This window comes from Paraburkholderia sp. BL18I3N2 (assembly GCF_003001875.1).
In the GTDB taxonomy this organism is placed as follows: domain Bacteria; phylum Pseudomonadota; class Gammaproteobacteria; order Burkholderiales; family Burkholderiaceae; genus Paraburkholderia; species Paraburkholderia phytofirmans.
This window is the reverse complement of record NZ_PVNC01000003.1, coordinates 413,033-436,864: the sequence shown is the minus strand read 5'-3', so window position 1 is coordinate 436,864 and position 23,832 is coordinate 413,033. Positions and strand designations below refer to the sequence as shown.

The 23,832-nt window shown below is 63.7% G+C and carries 22 protein-coding genes; 14 read left to right on the top strand and 8 right to left on the bottom strand.

Annotated features, from left to right (window positions below):
- Positions 1-23: 23 nt before the first annotated feature.
- The 5 genes from B0G75_RS11665 (at position 24) to B0G75_RS11645 (ending at position 5,559) form a co-directional block, all read left to right on the top strand.
- Entirely contained in the window at positions 24-1,007 is a 984-nt protein-coding gene (locus tag B0G75_RS11665) for a thiamine pyrophosphate-dependent dehydrogenase E1 component subunit alpha (protein ID WP_106304820.1), read from the top strand.
- 39 nt (positions 1,008-1,046) lie between these two features.
- Positions 1,047-2,051 carry an alpha-ketoacid dehydrogenase subunit beta gene (locus tag B0G75_RS11660; RefSeq protein ID WP_106304817.1) on the top strand — a complete coding sequence of 335 codons (1,005 nt, stop codon included), beginning with the start codon at positions 1,047-1,049 and terminating at the stop codon, positions 2,049-2,051.
- A gap of 3 nt (positions 2,052-2,054) precedes the next feature.
- The gene (locus tag B0G75_RS11655) at positions 2,055-3,167 is read left to right on the top strand and encodes an acetoin dehydrogenase dihydrolipoyllysine-residue acetyltransferase subunit (RefSeq protein ID WP_106304814.1); all 1,113 of its coding nucleotides are present in this window, start codon (positions 2,055-2,057) and stop codon (positions 3,165-3,167) included.
- Position 3,168: 1 nt separating this feature from the next.
- Entirely contained in the window at positions 3,169-4,155 is a 987-nt protein-coding gene (lipA, locus tag B0G75_RS11650) for a lipoyl synthase (RefSeq protein WP_106304811.1), read from the top strand.
- A 288-nt stretch (positions 4,156-4,443) separates the two neighbouring features.
- Entirely contained in the window at positions 4,444-5,559 is a 1,116-nt protein-coding gene (locus B0G75_RS11645; RefSeq protein WP_106304808.1) for a hypothetical protein, read from the top strand.
- 465 nt (positions 5,560-6,024) lie between these two features.
- Here B0G75_RS11645 and B0G75_RS11635 read toward each other — a convergent pair whose 3' ends face one another.
- Both B0G75_RS11635 and B0G75_RS11630 read right to left on the bottom strand, forming a co-directional pair.
- The gene (locus B0G75_RS11635) at positions 6,025-6,513 is read right to left on the bottom strand and encodes a GNAT family N-acetyltransferase (RefSeq protein ID WP_106304802.1); all 489 of its coding nucleotides are present in this window, start codon (positions 6,511-6,513) and stop codon (positions 6,025-6,027) included.
- 23 nt (positions 6,514-6,536) lie between these two features.
- On the bottom strand, positions 6,537-7,754 hold the full coding sequence (locus B0G75_RS11630; protein ID WP_106304799.1) for a sensor histidine kinase: 1,218 nt from the start codon (positions 7,752-7,754) through the stop codon (positions 6,537-6,539).
- A 275-nt stretch (positions 7,755-8,029) separates the two neighbouring features.
- Here B0G75_RS11630 and B0G75_RS11625 point away from each other — a divergent pair, with 275 nt between their 5' ends.
- Positions 8,030-8,389, top strand: a complete 360-nt coding sequence (locus tag B0G75_RS11625; RefSeq protein ID WP_258194395.1) for a PleD family two-component system response regulator — start codon at positions 8,030-8,032, stop codon at positions 8,387-8,389.
- A gap of 99 nt (positions 8,390-8,488) precedes the next feature.
- On the opposite strand, the gene B0G75_RS11620 is transcribed toward B0G75_RS11625, so the two are convergent.
- Positions 8,489-9,388, bottom strand: a complete 900-nt coding sequence (locus tag B0G75_RS11620; protein ID WP_106304796.1) for a LysR family transcriptional regulator — start codon at positions 9,386-9,388, stop codon at positions 8,489-8,491.
- Positions 9,389-9,492: 104 nt separating this feature from the next.
- On the opposite strand from B0G75_RS11620, the gene B0G75_RS11615 reads away from it, so the two are divergent.
- Positions 9,493-10,374 carry an aldo/keto reductase family oxidoreductase gene (locus B0G75_RS11615; RefSeq protein WP_106304793.1) on the top strand — a complete coding sequence of 294 codons (882 nt, stop codon included), beginning with the start codon at positions 9,493-9,495 and terminating at the stop codon, positions 10,372-10,374.
- Positions 10,375-10,424: 50 nt separating this feature from the next.
- Here B0G75_RS11615 and B0G75_RS11610 read toward each other — a convergent pair whose 3' ends face one another.
- Positions 10,425-11,333, bottom strand: coding sequence for a LysR family transcriptional regulator (locus tag B0G75_RS11610; protein ID WP_106304790.1), 909 nt, complete (start codon positions 11,331-11,333; stop codon positions 10,425-10,427).
- Positions 11,334-11,404: 71 nt separating this feature from the next.
- Between B0G75_RS11610 and B0G75_RS11605 the strand changes: the two genes are divergently transcribed.
- Complete coding sequence (locus tag B0G75_RS11605; protein ID WP_106304787.1) at positions 11,405-12,181, top strand: NAD(P)H-dependent oxidoreductase; 777 nt, start codon at positions 11,405-11,407, stop codon at positions 12,179-12,181.
- 193 nt (positions 12,182-12,374) lie between these two features.
- Entirely contained in the window at positions 12,375-13,226 is an 852-nt protein-coding gene (locus B0G75_RS11600; protein ID WP_106304784.1) for an alpha/beta hydrolase family protein, read from the top strand.
- A 61-nt stretch (positions 13,227-13,287) separates the two neighbouring features.
- Here B0G75_RS11600 and B0G75_RS11595 read toward each other — a convergent pair whose 3' ends face one another.
- Positions 13,288-14,580: an aspartate carbamoyltransferase gene (locus B0G75_RS11595; protein WP_106304781.1), complete on the bottom strand. Its 1,293-nt coding sequence runs from the start codon at positions 14,578-14,580 to the stop codon at positions 13,288-13,290.
- Positions 14,581-14,963: 383 nt separating this feature from the next.
- Between B0G75_RS11595 and dapA the strand changes: the two genes are divergently transcribed.
- From dapA to B0G75_RS11570, 4 genes are all read left to right on the top strand, one after another.
- Positions 14,964-15,887, top strand: a complete 924-nt coding sequence (dapA, locus tag B0G75_RS11590) for a 4-hydroxy-tetrahydrodipicolinate synthase (RefSeq protein ID WP_106304778.1) — start codon at positions 14,964-14,966, stop codon at positions 15,885-15,887.
- 431 nt (positions 15,888-16,318) lie between these two features.
- Positions 16,319-17,296 carry a M23 family metallopeptidase gene (locus tag B0G75_RS11580; RefSeq protein ID WP_106304772.1) on the top strand — a complete coding sequence of 326 codons (978 nt, stop codon included), beginning with the start codon at positions 16,319-16,321 and terminating at the stop codon, positions 17,294-17,296.
- Positions 17,289-17,687, top strand: a complete 399-nt coding sequence (locus tag B0G75_RS11575; RefSeq protein ID WP_106304769.1) for a hypothetical protein — start codon at positions 17,289-17,291, stop codon at positions 17,685-17,687. The genes B0G75_RS11580 and B0G75_RS11575 overlap by 8 nt, the downstream gene beginning before the upstream one ends.
- Positions 17,688-17,938: 251 nt before the next feature.
- Positions 17,939-18,373, top strand: a complete 435-nt coding sequence (locus tag B0G75_RS11570) for a polymer-forming cytoskeletal protein (RefSeq protein ID WP_106304767.1) — start codon at positions 17,939-17,941, stop codon at positions 18,371-18,373.
- A 24-nt stretch (positions 18,374-18,397) separates the two neighbouring features.
- Here B0G75_RS11570 and B0G75_RS11565 read toward each other — a convergent pair whose 3' ends face one another.
- Both B0G75_RS11565 and B0G75_RS11560 read right to left on the bottom strand, forming a co-directional pair.
- Positions 18,398-19,204: a hypothetical protein gene (locus B0G75_RS11565; RefSeq protein ID WP_106304764.1), complete on the bottom strand. Its 807-nt coding sequence runs from the start codon at positions 19,202-19,204 to the stop codon at positions 18,398-18,400.
- A 120-nt stretch (positions 19,205-19,324) separates the two neighbouring features.
- A complete protein-coding gene (locus B0G75_RS11560; RefSeq protein ID WP_106304761.1) occupies positions 19,325-21,394 on the bottom strand; it encodes a bifunctional diguanylate cyclase/phosphodiesterase in 2,070 nt (689 codons plus the stop codon).
- Positions 21,395-21,581: 187 nt separating this feature from the next.
- On the opposite strand from B0G75_RS11560, the gene B0G75_RS11555 reads away from it, so the two are divergent.
- Positions 21,582-22,322, top strand: coding sequence for a DUF2278 family protein (locus tag B0G75_RS11555; RefSeq protein ID WP_181309254.1), 741 nt, complete (start codon positions 21,582-21,584; stop codon positions 22,320-22,322).
- An 86-nt stretch (positions 22,323-22,408) separates the two neighbouring features.
- Here B0G75_RS11555 and B0G75_RS11550 read toward each other — a convergent pair whose 3' ends face one another.
- Positions 22,409-23,584, bottom strand: coding sequence for a porin (locus tag B0G75_RS11550; protein ID WP_106304755.1), 1,176 nt, complete (start codon positions 23,582-23,584; stop codon positions 22,409-22,411).
- Positions 23,585-23,832: the final 248 nt, after the last annotated feature.

Below are 23,832 nucleotides of genomic sequence, written 5' to 3'. Positions count from 1 at the left end.
CATTCATTCAAAGGAGACACACCATGTCGGTTTCAACTGAGTTGAGCAAGGAAGATCTACTGAAGGCGTATCGCATGATGCGCACGATCCGCGAGTTCGAGGAGCGTCTGCACGTGGAATTCGCGACCGGCGAGATTCCCGGCTTCGTGCATCTGTACGCGGGCGAAGAGGCGTCGGCGGTCGGCACGATGCTGCATCTGAACGACGCCGACTATGTGGCGACCACGCACCGCGGCCACGGCCATTGCATCGCCAAGGGCGTGGACGTGCGCGGCATGATGGCCGAGATCTACGGACGCAAGACCGGCGTGTGCCATGGCAAAGGCGGCTCGATGCATATCGCCGACCTGTCGAAAGGCATGTTGGGCGCGAACGGCATCGTCGGCGCGGGCGGCCCGTTGATTTGCGGCGCGGCGCTGGCGGCGAAGTACAAGAAATCGGGCGGCGTGGGCGTGTGCTTTTTCGGCGACGGCGCGTCGAATCAGGGCGTGATTTTCGAATCGTTGAACCTGGCTTCGGTATGGCGGTTACCTGCAATTTTTGTGGCGGAGAACAACGGCTACGCGGAAGCGACGTCGTCGACGTGGTCGGTGGCGACCGACAACATCGCCGATCGCGCGAGCGGCTTCGGCATGCCGGGCGTGATCGTGGACGGATTCGATTTCTTCGCGGTGCATGAAGCGCTCGGTGAAGCGATCGAACGCGCGCGTCAAGGCGGTGGACCGACGCTCGTCGAAGTGAAATTCTCGCGCTATTTCGGCCATTTCGAAGGCGACGCGCAAACCTATCGCGCGCCCGGCGAAGTGCAGAAACTGCGCGACGAGAAGGATTGCCTGAAGCGTTTCGAAGAGCGCGTGGTGCGCGCCGAAATGCTGAGCGCGGATCAGTTGCGTGGTGTGGATGCCGAGGTCAAGAGTCTGATCGACAGTGCGGTGACGCAAGCCAAGGCCGCGCCGCTACCGACCGCGGAAGATTTATTGAGCGACGTCTACGTGTCCTATCCGTAACGCACGGCATTGCACATCTAAACGATTCTGGAGACAGACATGGCACGCAAGATCACATTCTCTCAGGCGATCAACGAAGCACTGAGTCAGGAAATGGCCCGCGACGAAACCGTCATCGTGATGGGCGAAGACAACGCGGGCGGCGCCGGGTCGCCCGGTGAACAGGACGCGTGGGGCGGCGTTCTCGGCGTCACGAAGGGACTGTTTCACAAATATCCGGGGCGCGTGCTCGACACGCCGCTTTCGGAAGGCGGCTATATCGGCGCGGCAGTCGGTGCGGCGGCCTGCGGCATGCGGCCGGTCGCGGAGTTGATGTTCATCGATTTCATGGGCGTGTGTTTCGACCAGATCTTCAACCAGGCCGCCAAGTTCCGCTACATGTTCGGCGGCAAGGCGGTGACGCCCGTCGTGATTCGCGCGATGCAAGGCGCCGGCCTGCGCGCGGCGGCCCAGCACTCGCAGATGCTGACTTCGTTGTTCACGCACATTCCCGGATTGAAAGTGGTCTGCCCGTCGACGCCGTATGACGCGAAGGGTCTGCTGATCCAGGCGATCCGCGACAACGACCCGGTGATTTTCTGCGAGCACAAGCTGCTATATAGCCGCGAAGGCGACGTGCCCGAAGAGTCGTATGCGATTCCGTTCGGCGAAGCGAACGTGGTGCGCGACGGCGACGACGCCACCATCATCACCTACGGACGCATGGTGCACTACGCCACCGAAGCCGCAGAAAAACTCGCCAAGGACGGCATCCAGGTAGAAGTGATCGACTTGCGGACGACCTCGCCGCTCGACGAGGAAACGATCCTGGAGAGCGCGAACCGGACCGGACGCGTGGTCGTGGTCGACGAAGCGAATCCGCGCTGCTCGATTGCCACCGACATTTCCGCGCTGATCGCGCAGCGCGCGTTCCACTCGCTCAAGGCGCCGATCGAAATGGTCACCGCCCCGCACACGCCCGCGCCGTTTGCCGGCGTGCTCGAGGACATGTATATCCCGTCGGCCGCGCAGATCGCCGACGCCGTACTGAAAGTGAGGGCTTGAGCGATGCCGATCCATATGATCACGATGCCCAAATGGGGCTTGTCGATGGAGCAGGGACAGGTCAACGGGTGGCTCAAGGCCATCGGCGACAAGGTAGTGAAGGGCGACGAGATTCTCGACGTCGAAACGGACAAGATCTCGTCAGGTGTCGAGTGTGCGTTCGAGGGCATCTTGCGCCGGCAGATCGCGCAGGAGGGCGACACGCTGCCGATCGGCGCGTTGCTGGCCGTAGTAGCCGACGCGGAAACGCCGGACGCGCAGATCGACGCCGAGGTCGAAGCATTTCAGCGCGACTTCGTGCCGGCCACGTCGGCGGATGGCGACAGTGGGCCGCAACCGGAGAAAGCGCAGATCGGCGGGCGCACGGTGCGTTATCTGAAACTCGGCGAAGGCGGCACGCCCGCACTGCTGATTCACGGCTTCGGCGGCGATCTGAACAACTGGCTGTTCAATCACGCCGACCTCGCCGCGCATCGGGCCGTGTGGGCGCTGGATCTGCCGGGTCACGGCGAATCCGGCAAGGCGCTCGAGACGGGCAGTGCCGACGAGCTCGCGGACAGCGTGATCGCCTTCATGGACGATCGCGGCATCGACAAGGTGCAGTTGATCGGGCACTCCATGGGCGCGCTGATCGCGATGACCGTCGCTGCGAAAGCGCCGGGACGCGTGGCGTCGCTCGCGTTGATTTCGAGTGCGGGTCTGGGCAAGGAGATCAACGGCGACTACATCCACGGTTTTACTGAAGGCAGCAATCGCAATGCGCTCAAGCCGCAGTTGGCGAAACTCTTCGCCGACCCGGGTCTCGTGACGCGTCAACTGGTGGAGGACATCGTCAAGTACAAGCGGCTCGAAGGCGTGCCCGAGGCGCTGCGCAAGATATCGGCGTCGGCGTTCGACGGCAACGCGCAACGCGCGAGCTATCGGGACCGGCTGGCGGAACTCGCGCCGCGCGCGCTGGTGATCTGGGGCGCCGGCGATCAGATCATCCCGGCCGCGCATGCGCAGGGTCTGCCGGGCGACGTCCGCGTTCATGTGCTCGAAGGCAAGGGGCATATGGTGCAGATGGAGGCTGCGTCCGAAGTGAATCGTCTGCTCAACGATTTTCTGGGGCGCTGAAATGGACGCCGCATTGCATGGCGACAGCGTCACCGCGCTCGGTCAGCACGGCAAGCGCAGCGCTGACAAACTCGCGCGGATTCCGGTGAAGATCGTGCCGGCCACGGACGGCGAGGTCTTGCCGAAGCCGCCGTGGCTGCGCGCGAAGCCGATGATGAGCGAGACGGTCGCCGGCATTGCGGCGATCCTGCGCGAGCACCGTTTGCATTCGGTCTGCGAGGAGGCAATGTGTCCGAACATCGGCGAATGTTTTGCGCGGCGCACCGCGACGTTCATGATCATGGGAGGTATCTGTACCCGGCGCTGTGCGTTCTGCGACGTCGCGCACGGCCGTCCTGCGCCGCTCGACGAAGCGGAGCCCGAGGGGCTCGCCGATGCCGTGGCGGCGCTTGGCCTGCGCTATGTCGTCGTGACGTCGGTGGATCGCGATGATCTGCGCGACGGCGGCGCGGCGCATTTTGCCCGCTGCGTCGCGTTGCTGCGCGAGCGCGTGCCGGGCATTCGGGTCGAAGTGCTGACACCGGATTTTCGTGGACGTGTCGAGCGGGCGTTGCAAGCGTTTTCGGGTGCGTGGCCGGATGTGTTCAATCACAACCTCGAGACGGTGCCTGCTTTGTATCGTGCCGCGCGTGCGGGCTCGGATTATCAGGGCTCGCTGCAACTGCTCGCGCGTGTGAAGGAAGCGAACGCGACGATGCTGACCAAGTCAGGATTGATGGCCGGATTAGGGGAATCCGACGAAGCGTTGCTCGACACGATGCGTGATCTGCGCGCACATCACGTAGATATCCTGACGATCGGGCAGTATCTCGCGCCGTCGCGTTTTCACATGCCGGTGCGGCGTTATGTGACGCCGCAACAGTTCGAAGCCTGGCGCGAGGCGGGATTGGCGATGGGGTTTCGCGAAGTCGTGGCGGGGCCGCTGGTGCGCTCGTCGTATCAGGCGGACCAGATTGCCGATGTCGCCATGGCGCGCGCAACGCAATGATATGAAGAACGGTCGGCGCCCTCGCTTGTCGTTGCGCACGACAGGCGAGGAGCGGCAATGTCGCCGGTTAAAAAGCACGCGCGGTCCGCGATTTCGCCTGCAACAATGTATGTCGGAATATGTCACGCCGCTTGAAAAGCGCCCGCAAACCCTTGTCGCACGGGCCTTCTTCGTGGTGAAACAGGGTGACATATCTTCCGTGTCGATTATGTCGGCGTGTCCTTCTATAGTCAGTTTCGTCGCCACGCAGCAGTGACAGAAGTGGCCCGAATCCCAGAAGGACATATCGTGAAAAATCATTCGTTCATCGTCCCGGCCACCGCCGCTGCATCCGCCTCTGCTTCTGTGACGACCCCGTCATCCGCTCGCGGCGCGCTGCGCAAGCTCGTGCTCTCCGCCACGGTCGCCGTGCTCGCGCTCAGCAGCGCATCGGCATTCGCCTGGTCGCAGCACGGCACGGCCTACACCTCGCGAGGCACCTATAACGGCGCGCGGTACGGCTCGTGCGGCGGCAACAGCTGCTCGCATGCGGGCGGTGTCGCCGGCCCCTACGGCGGTCTGGCGACCAACACCGGCACCGTGACGCGCAATGCGCCGGGTCAGTTCTCGAATTCGGGCACCGCGACGGGACGTTACGGCAACTCCGTCCAGCATGCGGGCGACACCAATTGCGCCGGCGGCACGTGCTCGCATACCGGCACGCTCACAGGACCCGACGGCAAGACGGCGACCACGTCGGGCGATGTCACGAAGAACGGCCCGGGCCAGTATTCGTCGTCGGGGTCGGTGACGGGTTCGAACGGCAACACGGTCAACCATTCGGCGTCGACGAATTGCGCCGGGTCGACGTGCTCGCGTTCGGGCACCGTGACCGGTTCGGACGGCGGCACCGTCAATCATTCCGGCTCCGCCACGCGTGTCGCGCCAGGCGTCGTGACGACCTCGACGAGCGTGACGGGCACGCACGGCAACACGGTGACGTCGAGCGGGACGGTGGTGGCGACCACGGGTGTCGTCGCGACGGGCGGCACGACAGTGGTCGTCGCGCCGAAGCCGGTTGTGGTCGCCCCGCCGGTTGTGTATGCGCCGCCGCCGCCGGTCGTGGTGACGCCGGCGCCAGTGGTGGCCGCGCCGCCTCCGGTCGTGGTAACGCCTGCTCCTGTCGTGGTCGCGCCGAAGCCGGTTGTCGTGACGCCTGCACCGGTTGTGGTTGCGCCGAAACCCGTGGTGGTCACGCCGCCGGTTGCTTATGTGCGGCCGCCGGTCGTCTACGCACCGCCGCCCCCGCCGCATGCCGTGTATGTCGCTCCGCGCGTCGTCTATGTCGCCCCGGCGCCGCGTCCGGTCGTGTGGGTGCCGGGCCACTGGATCGGGCGTGTCTGGGTGCCGGCGCACTGGTCCTGATGGGCGCTGCCATGCGAGTCAAATCCCGGGTGACAGTCGAGGCGTGCCGATCGTCGTTCAAAGATTCATCGACGCGGCGGATCTATAAAGCAGGCGCGTTGGCAGCGATTGTCGTTGCCGCGGGAGTGGCCATTGCGATGAGCCGCTTCGTCGTGCCAACCGATACACGTGGAGCGAGTGAATCGTCGCAGGAATGCTCTGCTCGCTATGCCGCGTTGCTCGATCTTGCGGAATTGGCGAGACGTGATGGCAAGTCATCGGAGGTGGTCGTGCGCGGGTTGAGCGACAGAGGCGGCGCGATGAGCGGATGTTTGTCGACGGGCGGCGTGAGGATGCAGTAGGGTTGTGATTGCAATCACGTCATTCGCAGCGCTCACAGCATGGAGAGCGCTTGCGCCACGCACGGCACTTACGCTGCCAAAAAGATTGCTCAACGTACTGAATAATCAGTGCGGCATTGGCCGATCAGCTCGGTTGATTCTCCGGGCGAATCAGATTGCGCTCCAGAAATACCGCGCCGGCAATCGGATTGAAGACGTAAGCCGGAATCCGTGCAAAGCCCAGCGACGCGTAAAGATCGAGCGCCGCCTGCATGGTCGGCAGCGAGTCGAGACGAATGCGGTGATATCCCGTTTCTCTCGCGATATCGCAAATCCGCATTGCCAATTGCCTGCCGGCCCGCAGACCGCGTCCCGATGGACGGACATAAAGCCGCTTCATTTCGCACGTGGTGTCGTCGAGAGGCCGCATGGCGACACAGCCAATCAGTTCTTCCCGGTTGTACGCGAGAAGCACCCGGCCGCGCGGCGCCGCGAATTTGCCGGGCAAGCCGGTGAGTTCGGATTCGAAGTTCTGGAAGCCGAGATCGATGTCCAGGCTCACGGCATATTCGCGGAAGATCGCCCGGACCGTTTCCAGTTGCCGCGGGAAGTCGGCGGTGGTGATCTGGATCATGGGTGTTCGTTCGCTGCGCGGTCCTATTGCGGTTGCGTCAGCACCAACGGGAAGCGTATTTCGAACCTGGTGCCCACACCTTCGCGCGAAACGAAATCGATGTGCCCGTTCAACACGCGGCACAATTCCTTGACGATGGCGAGACCGAGGCCCGTGCCGGGAATATCCTCGCCGGCGGCGCGCTCGAATTCGTCGAACACGCGGTCCGCATCCGATGACGCTATGCCCACGCCGGTATCCGCGACACACATCGACCAATGCTCTGCTCCGGCCATCGCGAAGTTCAGTTCGATTTGCCCCGACTTTGTGTACTTGGTCGCGTTGGAGAGCAGATTGACGGCAATCTGTTTGAGCTTGAGACGATTGGACGTGACGGCGGTCAACGCAGGATCGAACACCGCGCGCAATGTGAGTCCTTTTGCTTCGATCGACGGACGCGACGAGGCGACGAGTTCCTCGTACAACTCGCGCGGGTCAACCTGTTCGAGTGTGAGCGGGGCGCCGTCGCCGAGCACCACGGAATACTCGACCATCTGATCGACGAGCTGCTTCATGTCGGTGGCCTGGCGGTTTGCCAGCGTCAACGCCATTTCGGCTTTTGCCGGCGCGCGCGCGATCAATTGCAACGCGATGGAAAACGCGTTCAGAAAGTTGCGCAGATCGTGGACCACGCTGCGTGTGATCTGCATGCGCGACTCGTACAGGTCGCTCACCAGCCGCTGCTTCAGCACCAGTTCATGATTGGCGCGCTCGAGCCGGCCGGTGTATTCGTCGATCTTGCGGTCCCGTTCACTCACCACCTGCTTGATCGACGTGAGCGTAACCATGCTGAACGTTTCGGCGATCAGGCGCCGTGCCCGGCTCTCATGGCGGCGCGTGAACGTGCTGTCGAGAGCGGCGAATTCCTCGAGCGCCGCGGCCAGCACCTGATGAAAGAGATCGAGCTCGCGCACGAGTTCCTCGATGCGATAGCCTTGGCGCCAGCGCACCTCGCCATGCTTTCTCGCATTGCGCTCGATGGCTGTCTCGACCCGTTCGAGGTCTTCGACATCGAGCGCCGCGCACAGTCCGTCGAGAATTTCCGGCAAATGATCCGCGAGTTGCTGGTAAGTGAGTTTGTCCGCTTCGACGAGATCGGTGTCGCCGAATACGGCAGTCATCCATTGCTCGGTCAGTCGGGTCCGCTCCGCGCGGACGAAGTCGGCAAAATTGCGCAACAGGCTAACACGTGTTTCAGTCATGATGGCGCAGTGGGATGAAGTTTCTACAACAATACAAGGGGCTCGCGGCACTCGGGTGCGCCGGACCGGACTCGCATCGCGGTCTGGCAGGCATTACTCCGGGCTGACGTCACTTGAAGGCCTATCCGGCAAGCGTTCCGCCTTCACGTGCTCCGGAAGGTCCGGCAGCCGATTATTCGCGATCATTATCGCTGGAACTGCGGAGAGTGGAACACCTTTTGCGTGGCTGTCGAAAGGTAGACAATAACGTCCACCCGGACGTTCGGCGGCCCCTGATGCACTCAATCTTGCTGGTGGACGACGAGCCGGAAATCCTAGCGGCGTGGCGCCTGATACTCGAAAACGAAGGCTACGAAGTCGGTTGCGCGAGCAACGGCGTGGAAGCGGTCGCACGGGCCGTGGCCCGTGTACCCACCTTGATCATCACCGACTGGATGATGCCGCTCATGGACGGCGCCGAATTGTGCCGTCGGCTGAAAGCGATACCGGCGCTCGCTAACGTGCCGATTCTCGTCCATACCTCTGTTCCGCCGGGCGATGGCGCGGGCAAGAATTGGGATGTCTGCCTGAGAAAGCCCGCAGGCGCGACACTTTTTCTAACGACGGTCGCGCAGTTGTGCAAGCAACAGCATTAGCTACCGATGACTCGCAGTGCAACGGGCAATTTCTTCCGATCCGCGCGTGTCGTCGGTTCGGTGACCGGCCATACAGCCTGCGCATTTCGCATCGCCGCATCAGTCAGAATTGATCGCCTTCAAAAAATCGACGAACGCGCGCAATGGCGCCGGCAAATGACGACGCCCCGGATAGTAAAGAAACGGGCCTGAAAAACGCTGCCACCACGGCTCCAGAATCGGCTCCAACGCGCCGCTGTCGAGATGCGGGCGCAGCATGTCTTCGAACAGGTGAATGACGCCTACGCCCGCGACGGCCGCGCTGACCGCGAGATCGATCGCCGCGCCCGGCCGCACCAGCAGCGGCCCCGATGGATTCAGCTGCAACACCTCGCGGTCGCGCTCGAAATACCAGATCGGCATGGCGCCGCCGGCGAATTGACCGCGCAGGCACGCGTGTGAAAGCAACTCGCTCGGATGATCGGGACGTCCGTGCGTGTCGAGATAGCTCGGCGCAGCCGCCGTGGCGAAGCGTTGCACGCGCGGTCCGATTGGAATCGCGATCATGTCCTGCTCGAGCCGCTCGTCGTAGCGAATGCCGGCGTCGCAGCCGATCGACAGCACGTCGACGAAACCATCCTCGACCACGACCTCGACGCGGATGTCGGGATACGTCTTCAGGAACGCGGCGACGATGCCCGGCAGGACGATGCGCGCGGCGCTCGACGGCACGTTGAGCTTGAGTGTGCCGGCCGGCTTGTCCCGGAACACGTTCAGCACGTCCAGCGACGCTTCCATTTCGCTGAAGAGCGGCGTCAGCTTCTCGATGAGCCGCAAGCCGGCCTCGGTCGGCGCCACGCTGCGCGTGGTGCGGTTGAGCAGGCGCAGGCCGAGCCTGGCTTCGAGGCGGCGCACGGCGATACTCAGACTCGACGCCGACACGCCGCCGATGCGCGCTGCGTCGCGAAAGCCGCCCGCGCGGGTGACTGAGACGAAGGCAGCGAGATCATTCAGTTCCATGGCGATTGTGCAGAATTTTGAACAACCCGTACACGTTAGACGGCTTTATTCAACAGCGCAACCCGGTCCATACTTGCGTTCAATCACTCAGCAAGGAGCGCGTCATGCCGAATCGCAACACCACGGACACCTTTCCGCTCGCCGGCCACCCGGTGCGCCGCATGGGCTACGGCGCCATGCAACTGGCCGGCCCCGGCGTATTCGGCCCGCCGAAGGATCGCGGCGCGGCGCTCGCGGTGCTGCGCGAAGCGGTGGCGTCGGGCGTCAACCACATCGATACGAGCGATTTTTACGGGCCGCACATTACCAACCAGTTGATCCGCGAAGCACTGCATCCTTATCCCGGCGACCTCGTGATCGTCACCAAGGTGGGCGCGGTGCGCGGCAGCGACGGCGCGTGGCTGCCGGCGCTCGAACCAGACGACATCGAGCGCGGCGTGCACGACAATCTGCGCAATCTCGGTCTCGACGCGCTCGAAGTCGTCAACATGCGGGCCATGGGCGACATTCACGCGCCTGCCGAAGGGTCGATCGAAAAGCAGGTCGCGGCGCTCGCCGAGCTGCAACAACGCGGACTCGTGCGCCACATCGGCTTGAGCAACGTGACGGCGACGCAGATCGAGCAGGCGCGGCGCATCGCGGAGATCGTCTGCGTGCAGAACCACTACAACCTGGTTCATCGGGAGGACGACGTATTGATCGACCGACTCGCGGAGGCGGGTATCGCGTACGTGCCGTTTTTCCCGCTGGGCGGGTTCACGCCGATTCAGTCGTCGGCGCTGTCGGAGATTGCACAAACACTCGGCGCGACGCCGATGCAAGTGGCGCTCGCCTGGCTGTTGCAGCGGGCACCTAACATTCTGCTGATCCCCGGCACGTCGAGCGTCGGGCATCTGCGTGAAAACCTGCAGGCGTCGCAATTGAAATTGTCCGCCGAGGTGTGCGCGGCACTGGATGCGATCGGCGGTGCCAGCGGGAAAGCGTGATGGCGTGATGAGCGGCTCGGGACATGTTTTTCGCGCGAGCCACGCGGACTTCACACTGAATTAGCGATGGTTTCCCGCAGCCACTGATGCGCCGGATCGCGATGCGAGCGCTCGTGCCAGAGCATCGCGATCTCGTAGCCCGGCACATCCAGCGGCGGCTCGACCACGCGCAGCGCACTGTTGTCGCGTACCAGTCGCTCGGGCAGCATGCCCACCAGATCGGTGTTCGCGAGCACCGACAACATGAACAGAAAGTGGGGCACTGAAAGCACGACCCGGCGTGTCAATCCGGCTTTCGCGAGCACTTCGTCCGTAACGCCGGTAAAACCGCCGCCGTCCGGCGACACGATTACGTGCTCCAGTTTGCAGAACTGCGCGAGCGTCGGCCGGCGCTTCAGGCGCGGATGCCCCGCGCGGCCCGCCAGAACATAGCGCTCGGCGAACAGCAGCCGGTGGCGCAACCCTTCGGGCGCGCCTTCGCTGGTGTGAAATCCCAGATCGATCTCTCCTTGTTCCGCTTGCCGCGCAAGACGCGGCGGAACCAGTTCGACGATGGCCAGACGCGTGCCTGGCGCCGCCGCGCGCAAACCGGCCAGCGCGGGCAGGATGATCGTCGATTCGACGTAGTCGGTTGCGGCAATGCGCCAGCTTTGCGTTGCCTCGGCGGGGTCGAAAGGGCGTGCCGGCGCCACTGCCCGTTCGAGTGCCTCGAGCGCTTCGCGCAAGGGTTCGCGCAACGCCTCGGCGCGCGCGGTGGGGCGCATGCCGCGCGGTCCGGGCAGCAACAGCGGGTCGCCGAGGACCTCGCGCAGCTTGGCCAGATGCACGCTGACCGACGGCTGCGAGAAGTTCAGCCGCTCGGCCGCGCGCGTGACGTTGTGCTCCGACAGCAGCACGTCGAGCGTGACGAGCAGGTTGAGGTCGAGCCTCCTGAGATTATTCATGGCTATACCTGGCATATTGGCAATTCATTTCCAATATACCGAAGCGAGGTCTATCTTTGGTTTCTTTTAGCCATGAAGGCCTTGTGATGAACGTTCTTCTTGTTTATGCGCACCCTGAACCCCGATCGTTGAACGGGTCGCTGAGGGACTTTACGGTCCAACGTCTCGAAGATGCCGGACACACCGTTCAGGTGTCCGACCTGTATGCAATGAAGTGGAAGGCCTCGCTCGATGCGCACGACAGCCTCGCCAAACAACCCGGTGAACGGTTCGATCCCGCGCTCGACTCGAAGCATGCGTTCGAGAATAGGTTGCAGAGCAAGGACATCGAACTCGAACAGGACAAGCTGATGTGGGCGGACGCCGTGATCCTGCAGTTTCCGCTCTGGTGGTTCACCATGCCGGCCATCCTCAAAGGCTGGGTTGAGCGCGTGTATGCGTACGGCTTTGCATACGGCGTCGGCGAGCATTCCGATGTGCGCTGGGGCGAACGTTACGGCGAAGGCAAGCTCGCCGGCAAGCGCGCGATGCTGATGGTCACGACGGGCGGTTGGGAATCGCACTACAGTCCGCGCGGCATCAATGGTCCGATAGACGACGTGCTGTTCCCGATTCAGCACGGCATTCTGTATTACCCCGGCTTCGACGTGTTGCCGCCGTTCGTGATCTATCGCACGAGCCGCATCGACGAAACGAACTATCCGGAAGTGCGTGATGCACTCGGACAACGTCTCGACAATCTCTGGACCACCGAGCCGATTCCGTTCCGGCCTCAGAACAGCGGCGCCTACACGATTCCGGAGCTGACCTTGCGGCCCGATATCGAGCCGGAAAAGGTCGGGTTCGCGGCGCACGTCGAATAGGGTGCCGAGGGGCGCGCGTAGTAGGTCTTTCCTACAAGAAGGCGCGCCTCCTGCCGCCACGCCAAGCTGACGAGATCGTATGTTTCGCTGAAATTTGGTTGTAAGTCGCCATTGCTAGAGTCGTCGACAGAATTTTGCCGCCGTATGCCGGACAGTTTTCTTCGGACTTCTGGAAAGGGAAGAGCGACAAACCATGAATAAAGCTCGTACGTTCTGGCTCATTTTGACGCTGCTTTTTACGGCACCTGCCTGGGCATTTCAATCGCGAGTCGTCGTCATTCCGAGCGCGGCCATGCATAAGTCGCTCGAAGCGACCGTCGTGCTGCCCGATCAATATGCGCGCGGCAAGGCGGCCGACCGCTTTCCGGTCGTCTATCTGCTGCACGGTTCGGGCGGCGACTACACCGACTGGACCACTAATTCGCAGATCGGCAAGTTAGCCGACCGCTATCACGTGATACTCGTGATGCCCGACGGCGGCCACGAAAGCTGGTACATCGACAGTCCGATCGATCCGCGTAGCCGTTACGAAACCTATGTGGGCACGGAGGTGGTGAGTTACGTCGACGCGCATTTCCGCACGATCGCGACACGTCAGGGGCGCGCGATTACCGGCTTGAGCATGGGCGGTTTCGGCGCCTTGCATATCGCGCTGGACCGGCCGGACGAATTCGGCGCCGCGGGCAGCATCAGCGGCGCGGTGGATCCGCGTGGCTGCGAGGATGAACCCGGCATCGACCAGATATTCGGCGATCCGATGCGGCATGCCGACTTCTGGAACAACGAGGCGATCGTCGAGAATGCGCGCAGTTTCGGCAATGCGCATATCGCGCTCACGATCGACTGCGGGGTGAACGACTCGCTGGTGCAATCGAACCGGACGCTGCATGAGCGGCTCGTCGAACTCGGCGTGCCGCACGACTACGCGGAGCGGCCCGGCGGCCACACCTGGAAGTACTGGGCGAACGCGGTGCAGTACCAGGTGCTGTTTTTCGCCGGGGCGTTCAAGCGCAACGGGGCCGCGGCGGCAAGCGCCGCGGCTTGAGGCTTGATGAGGCCGTGCCCGGTGTGCGGTGGGGCGGTTTGAAAAGCCGCCCAATGATCAATCAGTCGATGCCGTGAAACACCGCATCGTCCGGACCGAGATAGGCGGGCGGGCGCCATGCCGCATCGCGCATGGAGTGCTGGACCAGTTTCTCGACGCCCAGCAGCACCGCGAAAATCGCCATCCGCACCGGAATGCCGTTGTCGGTTTGCCGGAAGATCGCCAGCCGTGAATCGTGATTCAGGTCCACGCTCAGATCGTTCGCACCGGGCCGGCTGTCGCGCGGCAGCGGGTGCATGATCAGCGTATCGGCACCGCACACGCTGTCCGCCAGCGCCTGGTTGATCTGGAAATCCGGCGTGTAGCCTTCGAACGATTCGTCGGTGAAGCGCTCCTTCTGGATGCGCGTGGCATACACCACGTCGGCGCCGCGCAGCCCGCTGCTCAGGTCGGTGGTCTGCTCGATCACGTGATCGTTACGCGAGATCTGCTCGATGATATAGCTCGGCATTTCGAGCATAGGCGGCGAGATCAGCGTGAACTTGATGCCGCGGTACAGCGCCAGCAGCTTGACCAGCGAGTGCACGGTGCGCCCATATTTGAGGTCGCCGACCAGCGCGATATGCGCGCCGTCGACGATCTTGCCCAGGCGCGAGAACTCGCGCTGAATCGTGTACAGGTCGAGCAGCGCCTGGCTCGGGTGCTCGCCCGGGCCGTCGCCGCCGTTGATCACCGGCACATTCGTGGCGCGCGCGAATTCGGCCACCGAGCCTTGCTCCGGATGGCGGATCACCAGTGCGTCCACATAGCCGCTCATCACGCGGCTGGTGTCGTAGATCGACTCGCCCTTGGCCATCGACGAAAACGTGAAGCCGGTGGTGTCGCAAACGGAGCCGCCCAACCGGCAGAACGCCGCGCCGAAGCTCACGCGGGTGCGCGTGCTGGCCTCGAAGAACAGGTTGCCGAGCACCGCGCCTTCCAGCACGCGGGAGATTTTGCGGCGCCGGGCGATGGGCTGCATGATGTCGGCCACGCGAAACAGCGCTTCCACCGAGTCGCGTGAGAATTGATCCACCGAGAGCAACTGCGGCTTCCCCTCGAACAGCATCTGGCTTGCGAGCGATTGCGAGTCTACGCTTTGCGTATATTTTTCGCCCGGCTCGCCGTGCACCACGATTTCCGACACGAAGCGCTCGACAATCTCCGGCATGGCCCGCGATTCCTGCGAGTCGTCCGGCAGCAGCCACGTGTCCAGCGCCCGGCGCGACACGCCGATGCGGCTCGCGAAAGTGTCGCGCGTCATGTTCATGCGACGCATCGCATCGCGTAGGAAGGCTTGTTGCGGGACGCTCATGGGGCACCTGTCGAAAGAGGGATGGCGGGCTGATGTACGCGGTGCGTATATTAGTTTTCCTGCGGCAGAAGTCAAGCGATTTCGCGATGGGCTTTGGCAAGCTGCGCCGGCCGCGGTTACACTGCGTCTCATGCATTCCGGCCCTACGCTCAGACTCCGCCCGTCCACCTCCGCACGTCTCGCTCGCGCGAGCGCGGTTGCCGCACGCGCGTGGGGTTCGAACGCCGGCGCCAAAGCCAAAAAACAGCCGCTCATCTGACCGGAGCTCGCTGTTCCGTCAGATGTGCGACGGAACAGCCGGTCAACGCCCGCCAGGGCACTTTCCTGTCTTTCCTCCCTCGCACCGCCTGCGGAATCGATACGGTCGTCATCGAGGTAAAGACATGTCTATTTTTTCGGGTATCTGGGTTCCGCTCATCACGCCGTTCGCCGACAACGCCGTCGATCACGCCGCCCTGCGCGCGCTGGTGCGCCGTTATACGGACGCGGGCATCGCCGGGCTGGTGGCGCTCGGCACGACCGGCGAACCCGCCGCGCTCGACGCCGCCGAACAGGACGCCGTGCTCGCGACGATTCTCGACGAAGCGCAGTCCGCCGCCCATCTCGCGCGGGATGGGCGTGCGCTGCCGGTGGTGGCCGGCGTGTCGGGCAATCACACGGCGAGCATGCGCGAGCGCATCGGGCAAATGAACGCGCTGCCGCTGGCCGGCGTGCTGATGGCCGCGCCGTATTACATCCGGCCTTCGCAGGCGGGCATCGTGGCGCACTTCATGGCGCTGGCCGATGCCAGCGAGAAGCCGGTGGTGCTGTACGACATTCCGTATCGAACGGGCGTCCGGCTCGACCTCGACACGCTGCTCACGCTCGCGGCGCATCCGCGGATTCAGGCGGTAAAGGATTGCGCCGGTTCGTTCGACACCACGCTCGCGCTGATCCGCGACGCTCGCTTGCAGGTGCTTGCCGGGGAGGACATCAATATGTTCAACACCTTGTGCCTGGGCGGTAGCGGGGCGATCGCGGCGTCCGCGCATGTGCGGCCCGAGCGCTTCGTCGAGATGTATCGCGCGCTTGCGGCGGGGCGGCTCGCCGACGGCCGGCGCATTTTCCACGCGCTCGCGCCGCTGATCCAGGCGCTGTTCGTCGAACCGAATCCCGCTCCGGTCAAGGCCTTGCTGGCCGCGCAAGGCCTGATACGCGACGAACTGCGCATGCCGATGACGCGCGCGAGCGGTGCGCTGATCGAGCGGCTGGAAGCGCTGGCTGAGCGTGAACGGAGCGAGTCGCAGGAGACCGAAGTATTGGTCTGAGCGGGCGCTCATGGCGAAACGGGGGCGTACGGTGCCCGGCATTCGTGCCGCGCGTGGCACATCGTCCTATCGTCCCGTATTTGAGATGATGCTTCGTGATGCCAGGGGATAATCGGCGCCCTCTGTCATTATCGCGACCGGCGCGTATCCGGTCGATGCCGTATGCAGTTAGCCCCGTTCGCTGAACTTCTCTCCTGTTTGCAATCGCCCGGCCCGTGTCGCACGGCCGACGCGTTGCCGGCTTCTCGCATGCGTCGCGCTGCACGCGGGGGGCCGCTCGACGCTGGCTTGGCACTCGCGTGGAGCCGCGTGCAATCGCCTAGCGCGCGTCGTACGGCCGACGCGCCCGGCGCGTTGCCGGTTTCGAGCATGCGCCGTGCCGCGCACCGCCGGGTGCGCGCCGCGAACCCGGCACGCACGAGGGGCCGCTGATGGCTTCCGTGTTTCGCGCTGGCAGTCAGCTTGCCAGCGGCTCGGTCAGTTTCGTCACGCGCCGTACCGCGCTGACGCTCGCCCTGGGCGCGGCCGGCGGCACGGCCGTGCTGGCGCTCGCCGTGGGCGTCGCGATCGGTACGCACTGGTCCGCGCGCCACGGGTCCGGCGATCAGGCGGCGGTCCGCGTCGAGCACGACTATGCAATCGACCAACTCGGTAAGCTGAACGCGTCGGTGGCGCAGATCGAACCGCGCATCGCGCGACTCACGGCGCAGGTCGGCGACTTGCGCGATTTCGAGGCGCGCCTGAACAGGCCGCGGCCCGCGCCGCGCGCATCGGCGGCGCCCGCCTCATCGGGTGCGGCGTCCGAACCGGACACCTCCGCCACCGACGGTGAAGGCGAGGGCGGCCCAGCGTTGCCGCCGCGCCGCTGTGGCGATCTCACGCCCTTGCTGGGCCGCCATGCCGATGCCGAACGCACCGGCCGGCAACTGGATTGCCTGGCCGCGACCCTCTCGGCGCTCGAACGGCAGACCGCCGATCACGCCGTCGCGTATGCCGCCTTTCCGGGCCGCATGCCAGCCGACGGCGCGCGCTTCGGGTCGCCGTTCGGCAATCGGACCGATCCCTTCACGCATCGGTTGAGCTTCCACCCGGGGCTCGATCTGATCGCTAAAACCGGCACGCCGATTCTGGCGGCGGCGGGCGGGCGCGTGGTCTTCGCCGGCGAGAAATCGGGCTATGGCAACGCGGTTGAAATCGATCACGGCAACGGGCTCATGACTCGCTACGGCCATGCGTCGCGGATCGTCGCGCATGTCGGCGATCTGGTGCTGCCGCGGCAATACATCGCCGATGTCGGCTCGACCGGCCGTTCCACTGGTCCGCATCTGCATTTCGAAGTCCTCGTCGACGGCGCGCCGGTCAATCCGGCGGCCTACCTCGCGCTCTTTGCGCCGACGGCTCATGGTTGAGCGGCGCTTTCCGCGCGACGCGGCCAGTCTGACCCGGCGCGCCTACACGCTTCGGCCCGCGCGCTCGCTGGTGTTTCGCATGACGGTGTGGGTCGTGGTGTGCGTCCTGTGCGCCTGCGCGGGCGCGGCGGCGCTCACCGCCTGGCACGCGAGGCACGCGGGCATGCCGCCGGCGCAGTGCAGTCCAGCGCCCGTCGACGAAGCAACGAAGGAGAGCGAGTTGACCCGCGCGCGGCTCGCGCTGGCGCAAGAGACGGCGGCGCGCAACGCGGTGCAGAAAGCGGCGGACAGCGCCGCGACCGAGGTCGCGCGACTCAACGCGGAATTGCAGTTTCTGCGAGGTCAGAGCAAAGGCCGGACGTCGGCGTCCGCCGAGACGGCACGGCGCTAATCGGGTGAAATAGGCTAACCGCTAACCGCTAACCGCTAACCGCTAACCGCTAACCGCTAACCGCTAACCGCTAACCGCTAACCGCTAGTCGCAAACCGCAAAAGCAAACAAAGCAAGCAAAGCAAGCAAAGCAAGCAAAGCAAGCAAAGCAAGCAAAGCAAGCAAAGCAAGCAAAGCAAACCAACCGCTCCCCGGTTTGTCGCCACGCCCAGCATCACGCAACGAGCCTTTTCACTTCCAGGAAAACCAGAATGTTCAACAAGAAGAAAACCGCGGGCATCCAGCAGACCAAGCTCGCCACCCTGATCGCTCACGACGTGCGAATCACCGGCGACCTGCAGTTCAGCGACGGCCTGCGCATGGACGGCCACGTGACGGGTAACGTCAGCGGCGAGCCGGGCGGCCAGACGCTGCTGGTCCTGAGCGATCGTGGCTCGATTGAAGGCAACGTGCACGGCTACGACGTCGTGATCAACGGCCGGATCGTCGGCGACGTGATTGCCGATCACTTCGTCGAGTTGCAAAGCAATGCGCATGTGACCGGCAACATCTACTACCAGCAGTTGCGGATGGATTGCGGCGCCTCGGTGGACGGCAAGCTCACCAAGCGCGACGCGGCGCAGGCGGCAACGCCGCATCTGGTGTCGGTGGCCGACAGCGCCTTCGACGAGCGCAAGGCCGGTTAGGCGCCGCCGCACCCAGCCGGCGCATCAGACCGTTCCCGGCAGCGACCGGCGCGGCGTCGGCGTGTCGTGGCCGAGCGGGTCGCCGGGCACGGGGCGCCCATCGCGTTGCGCGCGCAATTCGCGATTCGCGGCGAGACGTTCCAGGGCGCCGCGTTCGAGCGTGGCGAGCATGTCCCGCTCGACGATCTGCAGTTTGAAAGCCAGCACGATCAGGCCGCTCGCCAGCAGCAGGTCGCCCGCGAACACCACGGCGTACAGCGCCGACGTGGTCTGCGGATTGCCGAGCAGCAGCGACAGATTGGTGCGGTCGAGCAGCACGAGCACGAGCGGCACGATCGTGTTGAGCGTAACGATCGTGCCGCCGATCACCGCGATCAGACGCGCGGGCCCGAGATGCGGACGGCGCCGGCGGCATACTTCGTATAGCGTGGCGGCGCGAACCGGCAGAAAAAACAGCGCGAGCAGAGCCGCGCGCAACACTGTCGGCACTTTGAAGATCAGCGCGCCGGCGTAGAGCGTGCAGAACACGGCGGTGACGGCCAGACCGGCGCGCCACGGCGCCGTCGCGCCGAACAGTTCGCGTGTCCCGGCCCAGATCAGCGTGCGGCTTTGCAGCGCGAGCGTCGCGGTGGCGATCAGCAGTGCGTCGTGACGCCAGGTGAGATGCAGGGTGAAGCAGGCGCACGACGCGGCGAGCAGATAGAAGCCGACCGCCCAGAAGCGGAACGCGCTCACGCGCGTGAACATGCGCGAGAGCGCGGTCGTCAGCAAGGCGCAGCACAAAAACGTGATCAGCCACAACGAAGTAAACGTCGCTACATCGAATTTCATGAAGTCTCCAACCCCTGACTTGCCTGTTATTGTTCGTTCGTAAAACGAGATGCAGCGCCGGCCGTGGCGCGGCCAGCCGCATGGCCGTGCCGCGCGGCGCGCTTCAGACGATCGTCGGGTTCACGCGGCCACCATTCTTTCGCGCAGCAGGTTGGCGAAGTCGTCGGCGCCGAGCGGCTTGCCGAGCAGGAAACCCTGCATCTCATCGCATCGCATCGTCTTGAGCATGCCGAGTTGCGATTCGGTTTCGACGCCCTCGGCCACCACATCCATTTCCAGCGAATGCGCCAGCGCGATGATCGCCGACACGATCGCGCTGCCTTCCGGGCCGTGCGCGTCGAGGCCGTTGGTGAAGAAGCGGTCGATCTTCAGTTGCTTGACGCGAAAACGCTGCAGATAGGCGAGGCTCGAATAGCCGGTACCGAAGTCGTCGATCGCGATCTCGAAGCCGCTCGCCTGGAATTCGCGGATCATTTCGATGGTCTTGGGCGCGTCCTGCATGGCCACGGTTTCGGTGATCTCGAACATGATCTGCTCGCAGGCCACGCCTTCAGCCTCGACGATCTCGAGCATGCTCGCGACGAGATTCGGCTGCAGCAACTGGCGCGGCGACAGATTGATCGCCACTTTCATCGACGGCAGGCCCTGCGAGACCCATCGGCGAATCTGCCGGCAGGTTTCGCGCACGACCCAGTAGCCGATCTGCACGATCTGCCCGGAGCGCTCGGCGATCGGGATGAACTCGAGCGGCGTCAGCGCGCCGAGTTGCGGGTGATGCAAACGGATCAGCGCTTCGGCGCCCGCCAGCGAGTTGCCGCTGCCGTGAAACTTGGGCTGGAAGTGCAGCGAGAAATGGCCGGCGGCGAGCGCGTCGTGCAACGCGTTCTGAATCTGCAGCGTGCGCGTGGCGGCCTCGTTCATGCTGCGTTCGAAGAAGCGATAAGTGCTGCGGCCCGCGCGTTTGGCCTCGTACATGGCCGCGTCGGCGTGCTTCAGCAGCGTCTCGACGGAGTCGCCGTCGTGCGGATAGAGCGCGATGCCGATGCTCGGCATGACCTGCAGCGGCTGCGAGTCGGTCCACACGCCGAGGCGCATGCGCTCGAGCACGCCTTCCGCGAGCGCGCCGGCGTCTTCGCGCGAACCGAGGTTTTCAGCCAGCACCACGAATTCGTCGCCGCCCAGCCGCGCGACGGTGTCGGTCTCGCGTACACATTGCAGCAGGCGCTGCGCGAACGCCGTCAGAACCTGATCGCCGACCGAGTGGCCGAGCGAATCGTTGATGGTCTTGAAGCCGTCGAGGTCCATGAAGAGGATCGCGAACAACGTGCGCTGCCGCCGCGCGCTGAGGATCGCGCGCTCGATGCGGTCGGTCAGCGTGCTGCGGTTCGGCAGGCCGGTCAGTGTGTCGAGCGTGGCGAGCCGCACGATCTGGCCGTTCAGCCTGGACACCGCGCCGATCAGAAAGGCGTTGCGCGCATCGAAACGCGACAGCATCAGCGTGACCGTGAGGATGGCAAAGGTGAGCAGGATCACGGAGGTCGCGAGCCACGTGGCGTTCACGCCTCTGGCCGCGCCGCAGATGGCGCCCGGCAAAAAGTCGGCGGCGGCCATGGCGGTGTAATGCATGCCGCTGATCGCCACGCCCATCACGAGCGCCGCGCCCAGACGCTTGCGCACGACGTGGCGCGCGTCGTCGTTGCTGAGCGCGCGGGCCATCCACAACGCGGCGGTCGATGCGCCGATCGCGATCGCGAGCGAGGCCGCGAACCACCCCGGCTGATAGCGGATGCCCGGCGCCATCTGCAAAGCCGCCATGCCGGTGTAGTGCATGCCGGCAATGCCGAAGCCCATCAGCACGCCACCCGCCAGCAGGTGGCCCGCCGTGAGCCGCCGACGGGTCGTGACGTACAGGGCCAGGTAGGAGGCGCCGATCGCGAGTCCGAGCGACGCGGCGGTCGTCGCGAAGTCGTAGCCAAGCGGGATCGGCAGCGAAAAGGCGAGCATCGCGATGAAGTGCATCGACCAGATGCCGACGCCGAGCGCGGCGGCGCCGCCCAGCCGCCAGACGTGCCGCAGCCGCGCCGACGCCAGCAGGAAAATGCGGCCGGTCAAGTCGAGCGCCGTGTACGACGCCAGCGTCGCGACGACGAACGAGATGGTGACCAGCCAAAGGTTGTATGAGCTCTGCATGTATAGTCCAACCGCCAAAGGGAAGCGGCTGAACTTGTTATCGACAGTTCGAGGTTTTTATTTAATTGATTCTCAATATGCTGCCCATTGGCTTGGGCCGACCCGCCGGCCCGCCGGCGCGCAGAAGGCCGGCGCTGTCACATTTCACACATACAATTTGTTCTGGCCTACTCCGGGAGACGATGTGATGGCGCAAAACGAATATGTGCTTTTCAAGGGCAGGTTGAAACTTGGCGTCCCGTTCCTGGACGGTTACAAGGGCGATCCGCACTACGTGATCGTCAGCGAGGATTCGAGCGGCAAAGAGTTCCGCATTGTCACGAACGTCAAATCGGACAGCTCCCTGACCGGCGCGGCGGGATACCTGGTGCTCTACGCATGGAACCAGTATTTCGACCATCCCTTGATCGCCGACCTTCAGAAGTTGTCAGCCGGAGTGAGCACCTCGGGCTTCCCGAAGCTGGATTACGTCCACGACGCGAGGCTCGTTGATCTGAGCACCATGCGTCCAATTCCGCTGGACACGAAGACGGAACACAACGACATCAACGCTCTGCTCAACGAGATGCTCAAGCTGGATATGTCCGCGGCGCCCGTCGAATTCGTCTATCCGACGCCAGGTTACAGCGACAATCGCCGGGGATGGAAGCCGACCACGGACGTGACAATTTATGGATTCGGTTTTCTCTTCGAACCGCAGAAGGACGGTCTGCACGAGACGCACATGAATCAGGGGAATCCGAAACCGCAGCCAGGCAGCAAGATGAAAGACCATTCCTCCGAAAACGGCACGTTTCAGGACGGAGCGGTCATCGTAGAGGTTGATGGCAAGTTTCAGGCGCTGTTCGTCGCGTTTCAGACGCAACTCGTCCCCACCGACAATCGTGGCCGCCCTATACCGGGCACCTCGCATCCGATACTCGGCTAGGTTCGCTTTCGCCGGCTCCTGGCCGTTGTGTGGGCGCACGACCCGCCGCGCAGGCGGGTGTCATCAAATAACCTCACCAAAGGTATCTAGAAACGGGTGCGCATACCGACGGTGGCGACAACCTGATTGGAAGTCCCAGAGGCGCCGCCCGCGGTGTTGATAAACGCCACGTAGTTGTGGCCGATCACGTGTTGATACATGCCTTCGACATAAACGTCCGTGCGTTTCGACAGCAAATACACGGCTTGCAGGTTGACCTGATTCCATTTCGGATCCGAGCCGAATGCGGTGTTGCTGCCATTGCCCACGCGGCCGTCGGTATAGGTGTCGGCAATGCCGAGATTGATAGCAGGCGTAAGCGCGTACTTGGCGTTCAATTCATAGTTATCGAAGCGCATCGTGCCACTGTTGCCGACGTTCGTCTGGCCGAACGACGTGGTCCCTTGAAACTGGCTGTGAGTGTAGACGAAGCCGAATGCAGCCGGGCCGAATTTGTAGTTGAGCGCGGCGCCCACGGTACGCTGAACGTCCGCACCCAGGTTAAATCCGCCACTACCGTTCGCAGCCGATTCGCCGATATCGACCGCCCCCGAACTGCTCGAAGTGGTGTTCGTCGAGCCGTTGATCTGCAAATAACCGGCAGCGGCCGTCAGAGGCCCGAAGGCATAACTGACGCCGGCACTGTAGGCGCGATTTACAGCAAAGCTGGTGTTGTTCGAAAAGGCATACATGCCACCGAATGTCAGACCCGCATAGTTGACGCTCGTGTACTTGACCGCGTTATTCATCCGTACCGAGTGGTTCAGGTTGTCGTTGTCGAACGGATGCGCGAAACCGGTGTCGCCGAAAGTCCCGGCAGTGGCGGACAAAGGCGCAACGAAATCGACCAGCGAGTCGTATTGCCGTCCGAGAGTCACGGTGCCGAATTGCGCGGTGCTTAGGCCCACATACGCCTGCCGTCCGAACATCCGGCCGTCTTGCCCCAATTTGCCGTTTTGAACGTTAAAACCGTTCTCCAGCACGAAAATTGCCTTCAGCCCGCCGCCGAGGTCTTCTGCGCCGCGCATGCCGAAGCGGCTCCCGTTGATGTTGCCGCTCGTTGCCTGTACGAGCGCTCCGTGCGAGCCGCTCTTCGATACATTGTTGGTGTACATCAGACCTGCGTCGATCAGGCCGTAAAGCGTCACCGAGCTCTGCGCATGAACGCTGCCTGATGTCGCAAGTACTCCAGAAATAGCACAGATAGTGGCAATTCTTTTCACGAGCGCCTCCGGTGAACGACAACGTAATCGGTCTTCATCGCAGTGTATAAATTTGCGCTCGAAAGCAGTATTCGTTTCCAGCATGGTACGGCGTCCTGCATATTGTTCTCGCCTGTCATATCGCAGTCAAAAACGCCGTCCGATAAGGCCTGTCGGAAGATTCCGGCTTGTACCCGGCCGATAAAAATGCTGTCCGGCGTTGCTTGAATGAGACGGAGACGCGGTGCTGTTGATTCGGCTAGCCGTGG